The 18,945-nt window shown below is 72.4% G+C and carries 17 protein-coding genes and 1 riboswitch; of the genes, 11 read left to right on the forward strand and 6 right to left on the reverse strand.

All coding sequences use genetic code 11. The features are described from left to right. The first annotated feature begins 76 nt into the window (after positions 1–76). From IEZ05_RS15445 to IEZ05_RS15455, 3 genes are all read left to right on the forward strand, one after another. Positions 77–1,282, forward strand: coding sequence for an MFS transporter (locus tag IEZ05_RS15445; RefSeq protein WP_189230662.1), 1,206 nt, complete (start codon positions 77–79; stop codon positions 1,280–1,282). Between the two features lie 264 nt (positions 1,283–1,546). Then, a complete protein-coding gene (locus IEZ05_RS15450) occupies positions 1,547–2,335 on the forward strand; it encodes a carbon-nitrogen hydrolase family protein (protein WP_189230663.1) in 789 nt (262 codons plus the stop codon). A 47-nt stretch (positions 2,336–2,382) separates the two neighbouring features. Then, positions 2,383–4,080, forward strand: coding sequence for a flavin monoamine oxidase family protein (locus IEZ05_RS15455; RefSeq protein ID WP_189230664.1), 1,698 nt, complete (start codon positions 2,383–2,385; stop codon positions 4,078–4,080). Here the strand turns inward: IEZ05_RS15455 and IEZ05_RS15460 are convergent. Continuing rightward, on the reverse strand, positions 4,077–5,006 hold the full coding sequence (locus IEZ05_RS15460; protein WP_189230665.1) for an LLM class F420-dependent oxidoreductase: 930 nt from the start codon (positions 5,004–5,006) through the stop codon (positions 4,077–4,079). The genes IEZ05_RS15455 and IEZ05_RS15460 overlap by 4 nt on opposite strands. A gap of 104 nt (positions 5,007–5,110) precedes the next feature. Further along, positions 5,111–5,806: a DUF5995 family protein gene (locus IEZ05_RS15465; protein ID WP_189230666.1), complete on the reverse strand. Its 696-nt coding sequence runs from the start codon at positions 5,804–5,806 to the stop codon at positions 5,111–5,113. Positions 5,807–5,980: 174 nt separating this feature from the next. Between IEZ05_RS15465 and IEZ05_RS15470 the strand changes: the two genes are divergently transcribed. Continuing rightward, positions 5,981–7,111 carry a glycoside hydrolase family 6 protein gene (locus IEZ05_RS15470; RefSeq protein ID WP_189230742.1) on the forward strand — a complete coding sequence of 377 codons (1,131 nt, stop codon included), beginning with the start codon at positions 5,981–5,983 and terminating at the stop codon, positions 7,109–7,111. On the opposite strand, the gene IEZ05_RS15475 is transcribed toward IEZ05_RS15470, so the two are convergent. Beyond that, a complete protein-coding gene (locus tag IEZ05_RS15475; protein ID WP_189230743.1) occupies positions 7,093–8,535 on the reverse strand; it encodes a uracil-xanthine permease family protein in 1,443 nt (480 codons plus the stop codon). The two genes, IEZ05_RS15470 and IEZ05_RS15475, sit on opposite strands and share 19 nt — an antisense overlap. 188 nt (positions 8,536–8,723) lie before the next feature. Between IEZ05_RS15475 and IEZ05_RS15480 the strand changes: the two genes are divergently transcribed. Then, positions 8,724–9,182 (forward strand): acyl-CoA thioesterase, encoded by a 459-nt coding sequence (locus tag IEZ05_RS15480; RefSeq protein WP_189230667.1) that lies wholly within the window; start codon positions 8,724–8,726, stop codon positions 9,180–9,182. Here IEZ05_RS15480 and IEZ05_RS15485 read toward each other — a convergent pair. Next, complete coding sequence (locus tag IEZ05_RS15485) at positions 9,142–10,353, reverse strand: MFS transporter (RefSeq protein ID WP_189230668.1); 1,212 nt, start codon at positions 10,351–10,353, stop codon at positions 9,142–9,144. The two genes, IEZ05_RS15480 and IEZ05_RS15485, sit on opposite strands and share 41 nt — an antisense overlap. A gap of 135 nt (positions 10,354–10,488) precedes the next feature. Here IEZ05_RS15485 and IEZ05_RS15490 point away from each other — a divergent pair, with 135 nt between their 5' ends. After that, the gene (locus IEZ05_RS15490; RefSeq protein WP_189230669.1) at positions 10,489–11,682 is read left to right on the forward strand and encodes an ROK family transcriptional regulator; all 1,194 of its coding nucleotides are present in this window, start codon (positions 10,489–10,491) and stop codon (positions 11,680–11,682) included. Positions 11,683–11,737: 55 nt separating this feature from the next. On the opposite strand, the gene IEZ05_RS15495 is transcribed toward IEZ05_RS15490, so the two are convergent. Together IEZ05_RS15495 and IEZ05_RS15500 are read right to left on the reverse strand one after the other, a co-directional pair. Next, positions 11,738–12,505 carry an SDR family oxidoreductase gene (locus IEZ05_RS15495; protein WP_189230670.1) on the reverse strand — a complete coding sequence of 256 codons (768 nt, stop codon included), beginning with the start codon at positions 12,503–12,505 and terminating at the stop codon, positions 11,738–11,740. A 174-nt stretch (positions 12,506–12,679) separates the two neighbouring features. Beyond that, positions 12,680–15,043, reverse strand: a complete 2,364-nt coding sequence (locus tag IEZ05_RS15500) for a chitinase C-terminal domain-containing protein (protein ID WP_189230671.1) — start codon at positions 15,041–15,043, stop codon at positions 12,680–12,682. Positions 15,044–15,270: 227 nt separating this feature from the next. Continuing rightward, positions 15,271–15,401, forward strand: a riboswitch (FMN riboswitch). 151 nt (positions 15,402–15,552) lie between these two features. Here IEZ05_RS15500 and IEZ05_RS15505 point away from each other — a divergent pair. From IEZ05_RS15505 to IEZ05_RS15525, 5 genes are read left to right on the forward strand one after another with little or no spacing between them, the layout of a single operon-like run. Next, positions 15,553–16,155: a riboflavin synthase gene (locus IEZ05_RS15505; protein ID WP_189230672.1), complete on the forward strand. Its 603-nt coding sequence runs from the start codon at positions 15,553–15,555 to the stop codon at positions 16,153–16,155. Further along, positions 16,152–16,796 (forward strand): nicotinamide mononucleotide transporter family protein, encoded by a 645-nt coding sequence (locus tag IEZ05_RS15510; protein WP_189230673.1) that lies wholly within the window; start codon positions 16,152–16,154, stop codon positions 16,794–16,796. The genes IEZ05_RS15505 and IEZ05_RS15510 overlap by 4 nt, the downstream gene beginning before the upstream one ends. Continuing rightward, a complete protein-coding gene (locus IEZ05_RS15515) occupies positions 16,793–18,082 on the forward strand; it encodes a bifunctional 3,4-dihydroxy-2-butanone-4-phosphate synthase/GTP cyclohydrolase II (RefSeq protein WP_189230674.1) in 1,290 nt (429 codons plus the stop codon). The genes IEZ05_RS15510 and IEZ05_RS15515 overlap by 4 nt, the downstream gene beginning before the upstream one ends. Positions 18,083–18,111: 29 nt before the next feature. Continuing rightward, positions 18,112–18,597 carry a 6,7-dimethyl-8-ribityllumazine synthase gene (gene ribH / locus IEZ05_RS15520; protein WP_189230675.1) on the forward strand — a complete coding sequence of 162 codons (486 nt, stop codon included), beginning with the start codon at positions 18,112–18,114 and terminating at the stop codon, positions 18,595–18,597. Positions 18,598–18,631: 34 nt separating this feature from the next. Further along, positions 18,632–18,904, forward strand: a complete 273-nt coding sequence (locus IEZ05_RS15525; RefSeq protein ID WP_055564821.1) for a phosphoribosyl-ATP diphosphatase — start codon at positions 18,632–18,634, stop codon at positions 18,902–18,904. The last annotated feature ends 41 nt before the right edge of the window (positions 18,905–18,945 follow it).

Raw genomic sequence — 18,945 nt, forward strand, 5'->3', positions numbered from 1 at the left:
CCAGCCGTGCCCGCCCCCGAGGACCGCCTCGGACGCCGTACCTCCGGTGTCCGATCCGCTCCCTCGGGAAGGCCTCATGACCCACGCACCCACACGTGTGCCGCCCGCCGGCTACCGGCGGCTGACGGCCACGCTGTACGGCTACGCGTTCCTCGACGACTTCGTCCTGCTCTACCCGGTGTACGCGCTGCTCTTCAGCGACGCCGGTCTGTCCGTCTGGCAGATCTCCTCACTCTTCGCCCTGTGGTCGGTCACCGGCGTCCTGCTGGAGGTGCCCTCCGGCGCCTGGGCCGACGCCGTCTCCCGGCGGCTGCTGCTGTGGCTCGGCCCGCTGCTCACCGCCGCCGGCTTCGCCCTGTGGGTGCTCGTCCCGTCCTACGGCGCGTTCGCGCTCGGTTTCGTCCTGTGGGGCGCCGGGGGAGCGCTCGGGTCCGGCGCGCTGGAGGCGCTGGTCCACGACGAACTGGACCGGCTCGGCGCCGCCGACCGGTACGCCCGTGTCATGGGCCGGGCACGCTCGGCCGGGCTGGTGGCCGTGATGGCCGCGATGGGCCTGGCCGGGCCGGTGTTCGCCCACGGCGGCTACCCGGCCGTGGGGGCGGCGAGCATCCTGGTCTGCCTGCTGGCGGCGGCCCTGGCGACCCGGTTCCCCGAGCACCGTACGCCGGTGACGGGCGGCGACGGGTGGGCCTCGACCCTGCGGTCCGGGCTCGCCGAGGCCCGCGCCGACCGGTCCGTGCGCGGCGCGCTGCTGCTCGTGCCGGCGGTGGGGGCCGTGTGGGGCGCCCTCGACGAGTACACCCCGCTGCTGGTGCGCGACAGCGGCGTGGCCGAGACCACCGTGCCGTGGCTGCTCCTGCTGATCTGGGCCGGTGCCACGGCCGGAGGCCTGCTGGCCGGGCCCGCCGAACGGCTCGGCGACGCCGGGTTCGGCGGGCTGCTCGCCGGTGCCGCGCTCGCCCTGGCCGTGGGCGCCGGCGCGGGCACGCCGCCGGGGCTGGCGCTGGTCGCCGTCGCCTTCGGCGGCTTCCAGCTGGCGAGCGTGCTCGCCGACGCCCGCCTCCAGCGACGCATCGGCGCCTCCGGCCGGGCGACCCTGACCTCCGTGGCCGGGCTCGGCACCGAGCTGGCCACGGTCGCGGTGTACGGGGCGTACGCGGTGGCCGGGACGCAGACGGGGCACGGCACCGCGTTCGCCGTCTTCGCGGTGCCGTATCTGCTGACGGCGGTGGTGCTGGCGGGCGCCCGCTCCAAGGCCTGCCGGCCGGACCGGGTCGGCTGAGAGGGGCCGCGCCCCTGAGCGCCCCCGGGAGGGGACGACTCCGTGCCCGAAGGCCGAGTCACCGGTGGTCGGCATGCCGCCGAGCGGGGCCCGGCCGCGCCCGGGCGGGACGACGAACGAGGTGCGCAACGAATCGCCGCCACCTGCCCGGCGGACGCAACGATCCGCTCACCGGCGCGCAACGGCTCCTTCTTGTCCGGCCGAGCCCGCCGACCGTACCGTCTATCTGGCCCCCCGACCCCCTCCCACCGGTGAGGAACACGCATGCGCACCGCCCTGCTCCAGAGCTCCGGCCGACCCGGCTCCACCGTCGAGAACCTCAAGGTCCTCGACGAGGCCGCCGGCCGCGCCGCCGCCGCGGGTGCCGGGCTGCTCGTCACCTCCGAGCTGTTCCTGACCGGATACGCGATCGGCGACGGCATCGGCCGCCTCGCCGAGGCCGCCGACGGCGAGGCCGCCGACGCGATCGCGGAGACCGCCACGCGTCACGGCCTCGCCGTCGCGTACGGCTACCCCGAGCGGGCCGGTGAGGGCGTCTTCAACTCCGTCCAGCTGATCTCCGCCGACGGCACCCGCCTCGCCAACTACCGCAAGACCCACCTCTTCGGCTGCTTCGAGCACGATCACTTCGTCCCCGGTGAGCAGCCCGTCGTGCAGGCCCAGCTGAACGGCATGACCGTCGGCCTGATGATCTGCTACGACGTCGAGTTCCCGGAGAACGTGCGCGCCCACGCCCTGGCCGGCACCGACCTGCTGCTCGTGCCGACCGCGCAGATGCACCCGTTCCAGTTCGTCGCCGAGTCGGTCGTGCCCGTGCGGGCCTTCGAGAACCAGATGTACGTGGCGTACGTCAACCGGGTCGGCCGGGAGGGCGAGTTCGAGTTCGTCGGGCTGTCCGTGCTCGCCGGCCCCGACGGCACCGCCCGCGCCCGGGCCGGGCGCACCGAGGAACTGGCCGTCGCCGACGCCGACCCGGCCTTCCTCGCCGCCTCACGCGAGGCCAACCCGTATCTGAAGGACCGCCGCCCCGGCCTCTACGGGTCCCTCGTCTGAACCCCCACCGCCACCCCCGTTCCACCTGTGCAAGGAGTCCGTACCCCATGACGTCCACGGTGCCCAACGCGATCGAGCACGCAGACGAGCAGCAGCCGCCGATCACCATGTTCGGGCCGGACTTCCCGTACGCGTACGACGACTTCCTCGCCCACCCGGCGGGCCTCGGCCAGATACCCGCGACCGAGCACGGCAGCGAGGTCGCCGTCATCGGCGGTGGCCTGTCCGGCATCGTCGCCGCCTACGAGCTGATGAAGATGGGCCTCAAGCCCGTCGTCTACGAGGCCGACCGGATCGGCGGCCGGCTGCGGACCGTCGGCTTCGACGGCTGCGACCCGTCGCTGACCGCCGAGATGGGCGCGATGCGCTTCCCGCCGTCCTCCACCGCCCTCCAGCACTACATCGACCTGGTGGGGCTCGAGACCCGCTCGTTCCCCAACCCCCTCGCCGAGGCGACGCCCTCGACCGTCGTCGACCTCAAGGGCGAGTCGCACTACGCCGAGACGCTCGACGACCTGCCGCAGGTCTACCGGGACGTCGCCGACGCCTGGGCCCGGTGCCTGGAGGAGGGCGCCGACTTCTCCGACATGAACCGCGCCCTGCGCGAGCGCGACGTGCCGCGCATCCGCGAGATCTGGGCCAAGCTGGTCGAGAAGCTCGACAACCAGACCTTCTACGGCTTCCTCTGCGACTCCGAGGCCTTCAAGTCCTTCCGGCACCGCGAGATCTTCGGCCAGGTCGGCTTCGGCACCGGCGGCTGGGACACCGACTTCCCGAACTCCATCCTGGAGATCCTCCGCGTCGTCTACACCGAGGCCGACGACCACCACCGCGGCATCGTCGGCGGCTCCCAGCAGCTGCCGCTGCGCCTGTGGGAGCGCGAGCCGGAGAAGATCGTCCACTGGCCCTACGGCACCTCGCTGAAGTCCCTGCACGTGGACGGCGAGCCGCGCCCGGCCGTGACCCGGCTGACGCGCACCGCCGGCAACCGGATCACCGTGACCGACGCCGACGGCGACATCCGCACCTATCGGGCGGCCATCTTCACCGCCCAGTCCTGGATGCTGCTCTCCAAGATCGCCTGCGACGACTCGCTCTTCCCGATCGACCACTGGACCGCCATCGAGCGCACCCACTACATGGAGAGCTCCAAGCTGTTCGTGCCCGTGGACCGGCCCTTCTGGCTGGACAAGGACGAGGAGACCGGCCGGGACGTCATGTCGATGACGCTCACCGACCGCATGACCCGCGGCACCTACCTGCTCGACGACGGCCCGGACAAGCCCGCCGTCATCTGCCTCTCCTACACCTGGTGCGACGACAGCCTGAAGTGGCTGCCGCTGTCCGCGAACGAGCGGATGGAGGTCATGCTGAAGTCGCTCGGCGAGATCTACCCGAAGGTCGACATCCGGAAGCACATCATCGGCAACCCGGTGACGGTCTCCTGGGAGAACGAGCCCTACTTCATGGGCGCCTTCAAGGCCAACCTGCCGGGTCACTACCGCTACCAGCGGCGCCTGTTCACGCACTTCATGCAGGAGGGGCTGCCCGAGGACAAGCGGGGCATCTTCCTGGCCGGCGACGACATCTCCTGGACGGCCGGCTGGGCCGAGGGCGCCGTCCAGACCGCGCTGAACGCGGTCTGGGGCGTCATGCACCACTTCGGCGGGGAGACCGACCCGACCAACCCCGGCCCGGGCGACGTCTACGACGAGATCGCCCCGGTCGAGCTCCCCGAGGACTAGATCCCGGCGGCCCTGGCCTTCTCGTACACCTCGGCGGCGACGTCCTTGAGTTCCTCGGCGTCCCGCAGGGGGGCCTGGAGGTCGAGGAGGATCTCGTCGAGCCCGATCTCCGCGTGGGCGGCCAGGTCCTCGACGATCTGGTCGACGCTGCCGTGGAAGGGACGGCGGTCGCCGCCGTCCTGGCCGGCCGCCCGGTAGCGGGCGTTGACGCGCAGAACCGTCCGGATCGGCTCCGTACGCCCGCGTTCCTCGGCGAGGTCGCGCAGCAGGCGCCACTGCTCGGCCACGGCCTCGGCGCCCACGCCGTTCGGCAGCCAGCCGTCGGCGTGGTCGACCAGCCGGCGCCGGGCCCGGCCGCTGCCCGCCGCCAGCATGATCGGGATCGGCCGGGCGGGCTTGGGGCCGACCACGGCGGACGCGATCTTCGTGACGTGCCCGTCGTACACCACCGGGTCCGGGCCCCACACCGCCCGGCACACCTCGATCAGCTCGTCCAGGGCGGCGCCGCGCTCGGCGAACGGCCTTACGGCCGCCGCCGCGTACTCGTCGGGGGACCAGCCGGTGCCGAACCCCGCGACCACCCGGCCGCCGCTCGCCGCGTCCAGCGTGGCCAGCGACTTGGCCAGCTGGAACGGCACGTGCAGCGGCGCGACCAGCACGCTGGTGCCCAGCCGCGCCCGCTCGGTGGCCGCGGCGGCGAGCGTCAGGGCGACCAGCGGCTCGGCCACGCTCCGGTACGTGTCGGGCCAGGGCAGGCCCTCGACGCCGTACAGCCCCTGGGTGGCGGGCTCGGGGAACAGGGCCCGTTCGAAGACCCACAGGCTCTCGTAGCCCATCCGTTCCGCCGCGCGCGCCACGTCGGGGACGTCCTTGCCGATGTCGTACTGACGCATCTGGGGGAGGCCGAGTCCGAGCCGGGTCGTCATTCCTGGGTGCTCCTTCGCAGTCGGGGTGCGATGTTGCCCGAGGGGCCAACGTACCGCGCACGCACGGGAGTTACGGGGTTGCGCACCGGGAGTGCCGACCTGGGTCAGTCCGGCAGCGGGGTGAGCAGCATGCGTCCCGCGAAGCCCACCGCCGCGTCCAGCCGCTCGGTGAACTCCCCGGCCACGTCGGGCATCCGGCGCAGCGCCCACAGTGCCCGGGCCGTGGCCCAGGTGGCGTCGCGGGCGCGCTCCAGGCTCCAGGAGCCGAGCAGATGGGTCAGCGGGTCGGCGATCTGGAGGAGGTCGGGACCCGGCATCAGCTCGTCGCGGATGCGCTCCTCCAGCGACACGAGGAGATCGCCCACCCGGTCGAACTCGTCCTCCAGGTCGACGGGTTCGCAGCCGAGCGTACGACAGGTGTCCACCAAGGCCAGCGCGAGGTCGTGCCCGATGTGCGCGTTGATGCCCGCCAGCGCGAACTGCAGCGGGCGTACGCCGGGATGGCGGCGGAACTGGAACAGGGGCCGCCAGCTCGCGGGCGGCCGGCGCCCGCTCTCCAGGGCGTCGACGGCGGCCAGATAGCGCTCCGCGAACCGCACGTCCAGCGCGATCGCGGCCCGGACGTCCGGGAACAGACCATGGTCGATGTGCCGGTCGACGGCCTCCGTGACGGCCAGGTAGACGCCGTTGAAGACGGCCACCCCGTCCCGCGCGGGCAGCGTGGCGTCGAGGGCGCGCATCCGGGACAGGACGGTGTCCACCGTCCGGGCGGCCGTCGGGACTTGCTCACAGTGCGCCATGGCGGCAGGGTCGCAGCTTTAGGGTGGCGGGAGTGCCGGCGGGCCCGACGCTTCCCCAGAACGGGGGAACGCACCCGCCGTGCGGGGGAGGGGGAACCGTACGTGTCAGGCCTTCGTGCCCGGCGCCTGGCCGCTCGCAGGACCGAGCGCAGGCGTGCCGCCCGCCGCAGCGCGATGGTCGCGGCGGCGTCCGTCGTCGTCGCGGTCGGTACCGCGACCGGCATGCTGACCGCGCTCGGCGACGACGACCGCGGCGCGGACGAGGCACGGCCGCAGGTGACACGGTCGCCGCGGCTGGACCCGCTGCCCGTCGCGCCGACCCCGTCCGCCTCGGCGTCGCCCTCGCCCTCGGTCTCCGCCTCGCCCTCCCCGTCGAAGAAGGCGAGCCCCAGCCCCTCGCCGAGGAAGACCGAACGGAACAAACCCCGCACCACCGCGGCCTCCGCCGGGCTCTACCGGCACCCCGACTCCCAGGTCCTCGAGTGGATCCGGGCCCATCCCGACGACCCGCGCCAGGACGTCATCGAGTCCCGCATAGCCGACCACCCGGCCGCCGTGTGGTTCGCCGACTTCTCGCCGGAGAACATCACCTCCCGGGTCCGCGCGGTGACCTCGGGCGGAGCCGCCCAGGGCCGGGTGCCGGTGGTCGTGCCGTACGTGATACCCGGCCGCGACTGCGGCGGGTACTCGGAGGGCGGGGCACCGGACCTCGACGCCTACGACGACTGGATCGACCGGTTCGCCGCGGGGCTGGGATCCGGCGAGGTCATCGTCGTCCTGGAGCCCGACTCGGTGGCCCAGGCCGAGTGCCTGTCCGCCGGTGAACGGGCCGACCGCTTCGCCTCCCTGGCCCGGGCCGGCCGCGTCATGAAGGACGCCGATCCGAAGGCGCGCGTCTACTTCGACGCGGGCCACTCCGGCTGGCACACGCCCGCCAAGCAGGCGGGGTGGCTGAAGCAGGCCGGCGCCGCCTCCGCCGAGTCCTCGGACGGCGTCTTCAGCAACGTCTCCAACTTCCACACCACCGCCGACGAGGTCGCCCACGACCGCGCGGTCCTCGACGCCCTCGGAGGCCCGGCGAGCCTGGGCGCCGTCATCGACACCAGCCGCAACGGCAACGGCGCCCCGCCCGACGGCGAGTGGTGCGACCCCGACGGCCGCAAGCTGGGCCGCGCGCCGACCCTGAGCACCGGCATGGGGCGCATCGACGCCTACCTGTGGGTGAAGCTGCCGGGGGAGTCGGACGGCTGCAAGGGGTCGCCGGGCACGTTCACCCCGTCGTACGCCTACGACTTGGCGCGCTGAGAACCGCCGTCGCCGGTCTTCCGGTCCGTCTTCTCGTCCCTCTCCTCGTCCGTCTCCTCGTCGTACGACGACGTCCCCTCGTCCAGCAGCGGCTGCTGCGTCTTGAGGTGGGCCGGGGCGAAGGCGCGCAGCGCGTGGTAGCCGGTGATGACGACCAGGGTGCCCAGCGCGATGCCGCTGAGGGAGAAGGTGTCGGTGAACTTCATGGTGACGTTGCCGACGCCGATGATGATGCCCGCGGCGGCCGGCACCAGGTTCAGCGGGTTGCGCAGGTCCACCTTGGCGTTGATCCAGATCTGCGCGCCGAGCAGGCCGATCATGCCGTACAGGATGACCGTGATGCCGCCGAGCACGCCGCCGGGGATCGCGGCGACGACCGCGCCGAACTTGGGGCAGATGCCGAACAGCAGGGCGAAACCGGCGGCGGCCCAGTAGGCGGCCGTCGAGTAGACCCGGGTCGCGGCCATCACGCCGATGTTCTCGGAGTACGTGGTGTTGGGCGGGCCGCCGACCGCGGTGGACAGCATCGAGCCGACGCCGTCCGCGGAGATCGCCGTGCCCAGCTTGTCGTCGAGGGAGTCGCCGGTCATCTCGCCGACCGCCTTGACGTGCCCGGCGTTCTCCGCGATCAGCGCGATGACGACGGGCAGGGCGACCAGGATCGCCGACCACTCGAAGCTCGGCCCGTGGAAGGACGGCAGCCCGATCCAGTCGGCGTGCCCCACGGCCGAGAAGTCCAGCCGCCAGTGGTCGGTGACCTTGCCGCTGCCGTCCACCGAGTGGATCTTCCCGAAGATCCGGTCCAGGGCCCAGGACAGCGCGTAGCCGAAGACCAGCCCCAGGAAGATCGCGATCCGGGACCAGAAGCCGCGCAGGCAGACCACGGCCAGACCGGTGAACAGCATCACCAGCAGGGCCGTCCACTGGTCCTGCGGCCAGTAGGTGGAGGCGGTGACCGGCGCCAGGTTGAAGCCGATCAGCATGACCACCGCGCCGGTGACGATCGGCGGCATCGCGGCGTGGATGATCCGCGCCCCGAACCGCTGCACCGCGAGACCCACCAGGAACAGCGCGGCGCCGACCACGAGCACCGCGCCGGTGACCGTGGCACTGGTGCCGCCCTGCGCCCGGATCACGGCGGCGACGCCGACGAAGGAGAGCGAGCAGCCGAGGTAGCTCGGCACCCGGCCGCGGGTGGCGAGCAGGAAGATGACGGTCGCCACGCCCGACATCATGATCGCGAGGTTGGGGTCCAGGCCCATCAGGACCGGAGCCACGAAGGACGCCCCGAACATGGCCACCACGTGCTGGGCGCCGAGCCCGGCCGTGCGGGGCCACGAGAGCCGTTCGTCGGGGCGGACCACCGCTCCGGGGGCGGGTACCTTCCCGTCCCCGTGCAGCTTCCAGCGCACGCCGAGGTCCATGGTGAGGTTTCGCTTTCTGCTGAACGTGAGCACTGTCCGCACCATTGTCAGGGGTAGCCGGCCGTCCCCCGCGCCACGCCCCCTGCTGACCAGCGGCTTCCCCACGGCCGACGCCGCTGAGCGTCCGCTTAGGATGGAGGGGAACCGCCGCACGTGAGCACAGCCGAGCAAGACCAGGAGCCCCGCCCGTGACCGCCGAAGCCCCCGCCGCCCCCGCCCTGTCCTACGGCAGGCTCGTCCCCGTCACCGTCCACTTCGACGACCTGGACGCGCTCGGGCTGCTGCACAACGCCCGCTACCCCGTGATGGCCGAGCGGGCCTGGGCCGAGCTGTGGACCGAGCACGGCTTCCGCTTCGAGGGCGACTGGGCGGCGGCCGGCGACGCCTGCAACGCGGTCAAGGAGCTGACGGTCAGCTACGAGGCGCCGGTCACCAGGCCGGGCGCGTACGCCGTCCACCTCTGGCTGGAGCGGCTCGGCACGACCGGGCTGACCTACGGCTTCCGGTTCTGCTCGGCGGACGGCGCCACCACGTACGCCCGCGGCACCCGGGTGCTGGTCCGGCTGGACTCGGCGACGCTGCGCCCGGCGCCGTGGAGCGAGGCCTTCAGGGCTGCCGGTCGGGCACTGCTGCGCTCGACGGACTGATCTTCGGCCGGTTGCGGTCGCCGGCCCGCAGGACCCTCGCGAACACCACCAGGCAACAGGCCAGCACGGTCACCAGGCCGAACGACACCACCAGGCTGGTCGCCTGCGCCAGGCCGCCGATCGCGCTGGGCGCCACCAGCCCGGACGTGTACGTGATGGTCGCGACGCCCGCGATGGCGAGGCTCGGGTTGGAACCGGCCCGGCCCGCCGCCGCGAAGCACAGCGGGACGACGACCGCGATGCCGAGGCCCATCAGCGCGAAGCCGGTCATCGCCACCGCCGGATGCCCGCCGACGACCACCAGCAGGCCGCCGAGCGTGGCCAGCACGCCGCTCACCCGGACCGTGCGCACGGCGCCGAAGCGGTCCACCACCTTGTCCCCGGCGAGCCGGGCCACGGCCATGGTGAGCGTGAAGCCCGTCGTGCAGGCCGCGGCGAGACCGGCCGAGGTCTCCAGCTGGTCCCGCAGGTAGACCGCCGACCAGTCCAGGCTCGCGCCCTCCGCGAACACCGCGCAGAACCCGACCGCGCCGATCAGCAGCGCCGACCTGGGCGGCAGCGCGAACCGCGGCGGCGGGTCCTCGTCCTCGGCGGGCTGGAGGTCCAGCACCCAGGTGCAGACCAGCAGTCCCAGCACGGTCAGCACCCCCGCGGCGAGGACGTGGTGCAGCCGCGCGTCCGCGCCCAGATGGGCGGCGAGCGTACCGGCCGCCGAGCCGATCAGGGCTCCCGCGCTCCACATGCCGTGCAGGCCGGACATGATCGACTTGTTGAGCCGGTTCTCCACCTCGACGCCGAGCGCGTTCATCGCCACGTCCGACATGCCCGCCGAGGCGCCGTAGACGAACAGGGCGAGGCACAGGGTGAGCAGGTTCGGGGCGAGGGAGGGCAGCACCAGCGCCAGTGTCCACAGGGCGAGCAGACCGCGCAGGGCGGTACGGGCGCCGAAGCGGTGACTGACGCTGCCGGCCAGCGGCATGGCGACGGAGGCACCGAGCGCGGGGAACGCCAGCGCCAGCCCCAGCTGGCCCGCGCTGACCCCGGCGTGGTCCTGGATCCACGGCACCCGGGTCGCGAACGAGCCGGTGACCGCGCCGTGCACGGCGAACACGGCGGCCACGGCGTACCGGGCGCGCCTCACCTCACTGTGCGCGTAGACCACTGCGCTCATTGCGGGCTCCTCCGTCGAATCGGCTCGGGTCAGGTCCACTGCTCCGTCGCGCGGCGTAAACTATCAGGAACCCTGCCTGATAGATAGTGAGTTCTCGGCGCGACCCTCCGCCCGTCGATCTGGAAGGATCCCGGCATGCCCGCATCCCCGAGCACCGCCCGGGCCATCAACGACCGGCTCGCCCTGCGTCTGCTCCAGCAGGAGGGCCCGTTGACGGCCACCCAGCTGAAGCAGCTGACCGGCCTCTCCCGGCCCACGGTGGCCGACCTCGTCGAACGCCTCACCGCCTCCGGCCTGATCGAGGTGACAGGGGAGTCGGGAGAGCAGCGCCGCGGGCCGAACGCCAGGCTGTACGGCATCGTCGCCGGCCGGGCCCACCTGGCCGCCCTCGACGTGCGCACCGAGAGCGTCTCCGTCCTCGTGTCGGACCTGCTCGGCCGGGTCCTCACCGAGGCGTCCGTGCCGATCGGCGACGGCACCGGGACGGGCCCCGCGGTGGAACAGGCGGTCAGCCTGGTCGAGCGCGCGGTGAAGGAGGCGGGCGCCGACCGGCTGCACACCGTCTGCGTCGGCGCCCCCGGCCTGATCGACCCGGCCAGCGGAGAACTCCACGACTCCACCGGCCTGCCCGAGTGGCACCGCCGTCTGGTGGCCGCCTTGCGGGAGCGGCTGCCGGGGGCGCGGGTCGGCGTGGAGAACGAGACCAACCTCGCCGCCCTGGCCGAGCAGCGCGACGGGGCCGCCCGCGACCGGGACACGTTCGTCCTGCTGTGGCTCGGTCTGGGCGTCGGCGGCGCGGTCGTCCTCGACGGCGTCCTGCGGCGCGGCGTCTCCGGCGGCGCGGGCGAGCTGGGCTTCCTGCCGGTGCCCGGCACGTCGGGCGTGCCGTCGGCCACCGACTGCGAGGGCGGTTTCCACTCCGTGACCGGGGCGGCGGCGGTGGCCGCCCTCGCGGCGCGGCACGGCGTGACGGCGGACCCCGTGGCGGAGGAGCCGCACGCGGCCGCGCTGGTGCGGGCGGCGGTACGCGGGGCCGGCACCGACCCGTCGGCCGGGCGGTTCCTCGACGTCCTCGCCGACCGGATCGCGCTCGGGGCCGCAGCCGTCGTCTCCGTCCTGGACCCCGGCTGTGTCGTGCTGGCCGGCGAGACCGGGCGGGCGGGCGGCGACACACTCGCCGCCCGCGTGCGGGACCGCCTGGCCCGGATGTCACCCCTCGCCACCGAGGTGCGCGCCGGCACCCTGGGCGGCGGCGCCGTACTGCGCGGAGCACTGCTGACCGCCCGGGACCGCGCCCAGGACGACCTGTTCGGACCGCCGGAGCGCTAGGGCTGTCGTACGGATCTTGCCGGGGTCGCGGGGGTCATGCGACGGCCGGCCCCGGTCAGTCGCGCCGTCCGCCCCCGGCGCCGCGCCCGAACCGGGCGGTCAGGTACTCCTCGAAGGTGCCCTTGCCCAGCGCCCTCTCCGGTGCCAGATGGCCGCCCGAGCGGAACGCACGGTAGGTCTTCCCGGCGAGCGGCACGTTCACCACGGCCCGACGGCGTCCCGTGGCCGCCAGGTAGGCACGGGCGAGCGACTCGAAGCCGCGCACCTGCGGGCCGCCCAGGTCGGGGACCCGCCCGGCGGGCTCGCCGGCCGCCAGCTCGGCGAGCCGGTCCGCGACCTCCCGCACCTCGACCGGCTGGTCGGCGACCTTCGCCGGCACGAGCATGACCGGCGACTTGGCCAGGCCCTGGAACAGCCGCACCAGCAGGTCGTGGAACTGCGTCGTCCGCAGCACCGTCCAGCCGAGCCCGGATTCCTCCACGAGCCGCTCGACGGCCAGCTTGGTGCGGTAGTAGCCGAGCGGCACCCGGTCGACGCCGACGATCGAGATGTACACCAGGTGCCGCACCCCGGCCCGCCGGGCCGCCGCCAGCAGGTTCACGGCCGCCCGCTCGTCCCCGCCGGTCTGCGTGCTCGCGCAGTGCACGACCGTGTCCACGCCGTCGAGCGCCGCGTCCAGGCCGCCGCCGCCCTTGCGCAGGTCGACGGCGTACGGCTGGGCGTGCCGGCTGAGCACCCGCACCTCGTGCCCGTCCGCGCGCAGCCGCTCGGTGACGAGCCGGCCGAGCGTTCCGGTGCCGCCGGTCACCAGGATCGTGGTCATGCTGTTCAGCCCCTTCGCACGGGTGGTGCTCCCGAGTGGAACACCTGTCGTCGGCTTGGACGGATCAGCACGCCGAGAACGTGACACCGGGCGGGGCCGGCCCGGTGTCGCGCTGGGTGGCCCGGCGGCGGGCAAGGGCCGTCGTCACCGCCGCCGGGCCGGTCCTGCGGGGGCTCAGCAGGCGCCGAGGTCCTGCCAGACGCCCCACTGTCCGGTGGTGCCGGGTTCCTCGCCCTTCGTCCACCACTTGGACTTCCAGGAGTGCCCCTCGTGGGACACCGTGACGCCCCCGCCGTACGAGTCGGCCGCACTCCAGGCCGGTGCGGCGCACTGACCGGTGCCGCCCGTCGGGCTCGGGCTCGGGGACCCCGTGCCCGTCGGTGTGGGCGTCGGGGTCGGCGTACCGGGGTTCACCACGGTGGTGCCCCGGGCCAGGTCACCGGCCAGGGCGTACGACTTGCCGCCGAACGTCGCCGTCCAGTTCGACGGCGTCGACACCGGCAGGTAGTACACGAAGTCCACGGTGGCGGAGGCGCCCGGCGCCAGCGACTGCCAGGCCGGCAGCTTCAGCGAGACGCGGTGGTAGTCGCCCTTCAGCCCGCCGGCGTTGGAGCCGGTGTGGTCGCTGCGGACGACCGTGGTGCCCCAGCCGGACTGGTCCTTGGCGTTGCCGGGGGCGGAGGTGCCGTAGTCGAACTGGAACTCCGTGCCGCCGGGCAGCGTCGTGCCCGAGTTGTTGGTGATCTTCAGCTTCGGGCCGATCGGGTAGTTGGAGTCGCCGAGCGGGAACTGCCCGAACTCCACGTCGATGTCCAGCGCCTCGGCCGGCAGACCGGCCGCGGACCGCTTCGCCCCGTACGGGGAGGCCGACTTGAAGGTGTCGTACATCGTGCTGGTCAGCGTCGAGCCCGGTTCGTACTGCCCCGTGCCCGCGTTCCAGGCGTAGTCGCCCGCGAGCTCCCACACCATCGTGCCGCCGATGCCGCGGTCCACGACGTAGTCCGCCTTGGCCTTGACCGACTGCTCGTCCTCGGTGGACAGGAAGACCTTCTTCTCCGCGTTCCACAGCCACGGCGCGACCAGCGTGGCGTCGTACTTGCGGGCGTAGGTACCCGTCAGCCTGGTGCCGGCCGGGAAGCCGTAGTCGGTCAGGTAGTCCCCGACGACGCCCTTCTCCAGGTTCTTGGCGTGCCACATCGGGTTGGACCCGGCGGGCGACTCCTTGCCGTTGCTGTCCAGGTCGTGCCACAGGTTGTCGATGCCGACCGCGCCGTCACCGCACTTGGTCAGGCCTGAGCCCGCCGGGCAGTTCGTGGCCGGGGCCCTGCCCCACAGTCCGTCGGTGCCGCCGGTGACGTTCTTGAAGCCTCGCGTGTAGTACGGCAGCCCGATGTTGATGCGCCCGGCCGGCATCGAGCCGCGGAAGTAGTGGTAGGCCCAGTCGGTGTTGAGGTAGCCGATGCCGCCGTACTGGGACGTGGAGTAGACGCCCGCGGCGGCGAGTTCGGCGTCCTTGCCGTCGTCGAAGAGGGAGGCGTTGGGGCCGACGTACTCGTTCCAGGCGCCGTGCAGGTCGTACGACATGATGTTGACGTAGTCTAGGTACTTCTGGACCTGGAAGGTCTCCATGCCGCGCAGCAGGTATCCGGAGGACGGCGCGGCGACGGAGAGGAGGTAGTGCCTGCCGTCCGCGGCCCCCGCGCGGTCGAGCCTCTCGCGCAGCGTCTTCATCAGCGCCGCGTAGCCCTTGACCAGTCCGGCCCGGCGGCCGTTGGCGAACGACCAGTCGAGCGGGTTGCCCGCGTCCTTCATCGTCGTCGGGTACTCGTAGTCGATGTCGACGCCGTTGAAGCCGTACGTGCGGACGAAGTCGACGGCCGAGTCCGCGAAGGTGTCGATGCCGGCCTGGTTGACCGAGCCGTCGGCGTTGGTGGCCATCGAGTAGAAGCCGCCCGAGTCCGCGCGCGTGCCGTCGTCCTTGAAGTAGCCGCCCGTCTCGGCCCAGCCGCCCACCGAGATCATCGTCTTGACGTTCGGGTGCTGCTTCTTGAACTTGTTCAGCAGGTTGAAGTGGCCCTTGTAGGGGAGGCCCGGGTCCATCTCCGCGCCGCCGACGCCCGGCCACGTCATCCCGGTCGCGGGGTTCGTCGCGCCGTCCGAACCGACGGAGAGCTTGTTGGCCCCGTCGATGTGCGCGAACGCGTAGTTGATGTGCGTGACCTTGTCCCAGGGGATGTCGGAGGCCAGGTAGGCGGGTTTGCCGTCCTTGCCGGTGCGCCAGCCCGTGAAGTAGCCGATCACCCGCCGCGGGTGGTCGGCGCCCATCTTCTCCCGGCCCTCGGCGTCGTAGACCGAGCAGTACGGGACGTCGACTCCGGGTGTCCGGTAGAGCCCGTCGGGGCGACAGGTCTCCTGGTCGGCGGCGTGCGAGACGGTGGCCGGGAGCCCGGCGAACACCAGGCCGGCGACGGCGGCGGCGCCGGCGAACAGGGCCGGTCTCGCCCGGTGGCGGGTTCTGGAGCGTGAGGGGGAAGGCACAGTCGGGTTCCTCTCCACGGAAGTTGCGCAGACCCTAGAGAGGACTAGACCAGTGAGTCAATAGGTATGGACCAATCTCAAGAAGGTGGGGAGACGGGGGAGTTGAGTGCGCGCGGTGGTGGGTGAGCCGTGGCCGGACGACCCGTCGAAGCACTCTGTGAGCCACCCCACACCCTCCGTCGGCATGAGTGCGTGTCGGTCGTGGCACACTGGCCCTGTACCAGAAGCAGCGCACTCCGGGGTCGGTGAAAGTCCGAACCGGCGGTTACAGTCCGCGACCCGGTCGCTTCCAGCGGCCGGTTGACCAGGTGAAATTCCTGGACCGACGGTTAAAGTCCGGATGGGAGGCAGTGCGCGGCGGGCGAGCATATGTGCGCGCCGCCGATCTCTGGGCTCGTCCGTCACGGGCGGGCCCCGTCCGGCGTCGCTCCCGGTGTTCTCGTTCGTCCTTTCTGTCGTTCGTCGGCAGCCCCGGAGTCCGTGCCCGAAGAGGCAGGAGGACCCGGGAAGTGTTCACCGGAATCGTCGAAGAGCTGGGCGAGATCACCGCTGTCGAGACCCTCGACGACGCCTGTCGCTTCCGTCTGCGCGGCCCCGTGGTCACCGAGGGGGCGCGGCACGGCGACTCCATCGCCGTCAACGGCGTGTGCCTCACCGTCGTCGACCACGACGGCGACGAGTTCACCGCCGATGTGATGGCCGAGACCCTGAACCGCTCCAGCCTCGGCGCCCTCGCCGTCGGCTCCCGCGTCAACCTGGAGCGCCCCACCGCCGTGGGCGCCCGGCTCGGCGGCCACATCGTCCAGGGCCACGTCGACGGCACCGGCGAGATCATCGAGCGCAAGCCCTCCGAGCACTGGGAGATCGTGAAGATCTCCCTGCCCGCCGACCTGGCGCGCTACGTCGTCGAGAAGGGCTCCATCACCGTCGACGGCATCAGCCTCACCGTCGTCGACGCCGGCCCCGACTTCTTCACCGTCAGCCTCATCCCCACCACCCTCGCCCTGACCACGCTCGGCCTCAAGCAGCCCGGCGACCCGGTCAACCTCGAGGTGGACGTCATCGCCAAGTACGTCGAGCGGCTGCTCGGCGCCCAGGGGGGCACCCGGTGAACTGGCTCAACTCCGAGGCCTTCACGCTCTTCGACCAGCACATCAAGTGGTCGGACATGATCGGCAACGTGATCGGTCTGCTCGGCCTCGCCCTCGGCTGGCGGCGCTCGATATGGACCTGGCCCGTGCAGTTCGTCTCCGGGCTCATCCTCTTCACGGCCTTCGCCACCGCCCACCTCTCCGGCAGCGCCGGCAAGCAGATCGTCGTCATGGTCGTCGCCGCCTGGGGCTTCTGGCAGTGGAACCGCGGCCGGCAGCAGAGCCAGGACGGATCGATCGCCGTGCGCTTCGCCACCTGGCGCGAACGCGGCGCCCTGGTCGGTGCCGCAGCCGTCGGCACCCTCGCGGTCGGCGGCCTGTTCACCGCCTTCCCGACCCTGTCCTGGGACCCGTGGCCGGACGCGTACATCTTCGTCGGCACCGTCGTCGCCATGTACGCCCAGGCCCGCGGCATGGTCGAGTTCTGGTTCGCCTGGCTGCTCGTCGACCTGGTCGGCGTCCCGCTGAACTTCGCCAACGGCTTCGCCTTCTCCGGCTTCGTCTACGTCCTCTACGGCGCGCTCGTCCTGTGGGGCCTGCGCGACTGGTGGCTGCGCTCCCGCAACACGACGCGGCCCGTCCCGGAAGGAGCGCCCGCATGACTGCGGCACCCATCCTCTACAGCCCCGACGGCCCCGAGGACCTCGCCCTCGACCCCGTCGAACAGGCCATCGCCGACATCGCGGCCGGCCGCCCGGTCGTCGTCGTCGACGACGAGAACCGCGAGAACGAGGGCGACCTCGTCATCGCCGCCGAGAAGGCGACCGAGGAGATCGTCGCCTTCATGATGAGCGAGTGCCGCGGCCTGATCTGCGCCCCCATGGAGGGCGGCGAACTGGACCGGCTCCGGCTCCCGCAGATGGTCGACGACAACACCGAGTCGATGAAGACCGCGTTCACGGTCTCCGTGGACGCCACCGCCGCCCACGGCGTGAGCACCGGCATCTCGGCCTCCGACCGCGCCACCACCCTCCAGCTCCTGGCGAGCGGCACCGCCGAGCCGGACGACCTGGTCCGGCCCGGCCACATCTTCCCGCTGCGCGCCCGCTCCGGCGGCGTGCTGGTCCGCAACGGCCACACCGAGGCCGCCGTCGACCTCGCCCGCCTGGCGGGCCTGCGCCCGGCCGGCGCCATCGTGGAGATCGCCGGCGAGGACGGGCGCATGCTGCGGCTGCCCGAGCTGATCCCGTTCGCCCGCAAGCACGGCCTGACGATCATCTCCATCGAGGACCTGATCTCCTACCGCCGCAGCGCCGAGCCCACCGTCCGCCGCGAGGCCGAGGTCCACCTGCCGACCCGGCACGGCGAGTTCACGGCGTACGGCTACCGCTCCACGGTCGACGGCGTCGAGCACGTCGCCCTCGTCCACGGCGAGATCGGCGACGGCCGGGACGTCCTGGTCCGCATCCACTCCGAGTGCCTCACCGGGGACGTCTTCGGCTCCCAGCGCTGCGACTGCGGCCCCCAGCTGGACGCCTCCCTCGACCGCATCCAGGCCGAGGGCAGGGGAGTGGTGGTCTACCTCCGCGGCCACGAGGGACGTGGCATCGGCCTGATGTCCAAGCTGCGCGCCTACGAACTCCAGGAGCGCGGCCGGGACACCCTCGACGCCAACCTGGAACTCGGCCTGCCCGCCGACGCCCGCGACTACGGCGCCGGCGCCCAGATCCTCGCCGACCTCGGCGTGCGCGCCGTGCGGCTGATGACCAACAACCCCGACAAGTCCGCCGCCCTCGAACGGCACGGCATCGACGTCACCGGCCGCGAGCCGATGCCCGTCCAGGCCGGCGAGCACAACCTCCGGTACCTGCGCACCAAGCGGGACCGGATGGGACACGACCTGCCCTGGCTGGACACGACGCCCGTGTCCACCTGCGGCAACCAGTAAGCGCAGCAAGCAAGGATTCAAGGAGACACGTGAGCGGCAAGGGTGCACCGGAGCTGTCCGTACGCAACGTGGGTGACCTGCGGGTCGCCGTCATCGCGGCACAGTGGCACGACAAGGTGATGGACGGACTGGTGGACGGCGCCCTGCGTGCCCTGCACGAGCTGGGGATCGACGAGCCGACCCTGCTCAGGGTCCCCGGCAGCTTCGAGCTGCCGGTGGTCGCCAAGGTCCTCGCCGGCCGCGGCTACGACGCGATCGTCGCCCTCGGCGTCGTCATCCGCGGCGGCACCCCCCACTTCGACTACGTGTGCCAGGGGGTGACCCAGGGCCTGGTCCAGGTCTCCGTCGACACCGGCGTGCCCGTCGGCTTCGGCGTGCTCACCTGCGACACCGAGGAGCAGGCCCTGGACCGGGCCGGCATCGAGGGCTCCAGCGAGGACAAGGGGCACGAGGCGGTGACCGCGGCCGTCGCCACGGCGGCCACGCTCCGCTCAGTATCCGAACCGTGGCGTTAGGCCCGGCGGCACTACGCGTAAAGTGGGCGCCACCATGTCCAAGAAGACTTTCGAGGAGCTCTTCACCGAGCTCCAGCACAAGGCCGCGAACGGCGACCCCGCCACCTCCCGCACCGCCGAACTGGTGGACAAGGGGGTCCATGCCATCGGCAAGAAGGTCGTCGAGGAGGCCGCCGAGGTCTGGATGGCCGCCGAGCACGAGGGCAAGGAGGCGGCGGCCGAGGAGATCTCCCAGCTGCTGTACCACGTCCAGGTGATGATGGTCGCCCGCGGGATCTCCCTGGACGACGTCTACGCCCACCTCTGAAGTCTCCAGCTCTCCCCTTACACCCCTTCACACAAAGGAAG

This window comes from Streptomyces flaveolus, from assembly GCF_014648815.1.
Classification (GTDB): domain Bacteria; phylum Actinomycetota; class Actinomycetes; order Streptomycetales; family Streptomycetaceae; genus Streptomyces; species Streptomyces flaveolus.

Excerpts from the sequence above, each read along its gene's own strand:
- IEZ05_RS15445 (WP_189230662.1), top strand. The coding sequence starts at position 77 with ATGACCCACGCACCCACACGTGTGCCGCCCGCCGGCTACCGGCGGCTG.
- IEZ05_RS15450 (WP_189230663.1), top strand. The coding sequence starts at position 1,547 with ATGCGCACCGCCCTGCTCCAGAGCTCCGGCCGACCCGGCTCCACCGTC.
- IEZ05_RS15495 (WP_189230670.1), bottom strand. The coding sequence starts at position 12,505 with ATGACCACGATCCTGGTGACCGGCGGCACCGGAACGCTCGGCCGGCTC.
- IEZ05_RS15470 (WP_189230742.1), top strand. The coding sequence starts at position 5,981 with ATGGTCGCGGCGGCGTCCGTCGTCGTCGCGGTCGGTACCGCGACCGGC.
- IEZ05_RS15525 (WP_055564821.1), top strand. The coding sequence starts at position 18,632 with ATGTCCAAGAAGACTTTCGAGGAGCTCTTCACCGAGCTCCAGCACAAG.
- IEZ05_RS15515 (WP_189230674.1), top strand. The coding sequence starts at position 16,793 with ATGACTGCGGCACCCATCCTCTACAGCCCCGACGGCCCCGAGGACCTC.
- IEZ05_RS15490 (WP_189230669.1), top strand. The coding sequence starts at position 10,489 with ATGCCCGCATCCCCGAGCACCGCCCGGGCCATCAACGACCGGCTCGCC.
- IEZ05_RS15485 (WP_189230668.1), bottom strand. The coding sequence starts at position 10,353 with ATGAGCGCAGTGGTCTACGCGCACAGTGAGGTGAGGCGCGCCCGGTAC.
- IEZ05_RS15460 (WP_189230665.1), bottom strand. The coding sequence starts at position 5,006 with ATGACGACCCGGCTCGGACTCGGCCTCCCCCAGATGCGTCAGTACGAC.
- IEZ05_RS15465 (WP_189230666.1), bottom strand. The coding sequence starts at position 5,806 with ATGGCGCACTGTGAGCAAGTCCCGACGGCCGCCCGGACGGTGGACACC.
- IEZ05_RS15475 (WP_189230743.1), bottom strand. The coding sequence starts at position 8,535 with ATGGACCTCGGCGTGCGCTGGAAGCTGCACGGGGACGGGAAGGTACCC.
- IEZ05_RS15455 (WP_189230664.1), top strand. The coding sequence starts at position 2,383 with ATGACGTCCACGGTGCCCAACGCGATCGAGCACGCAGACGAGCAGCAG.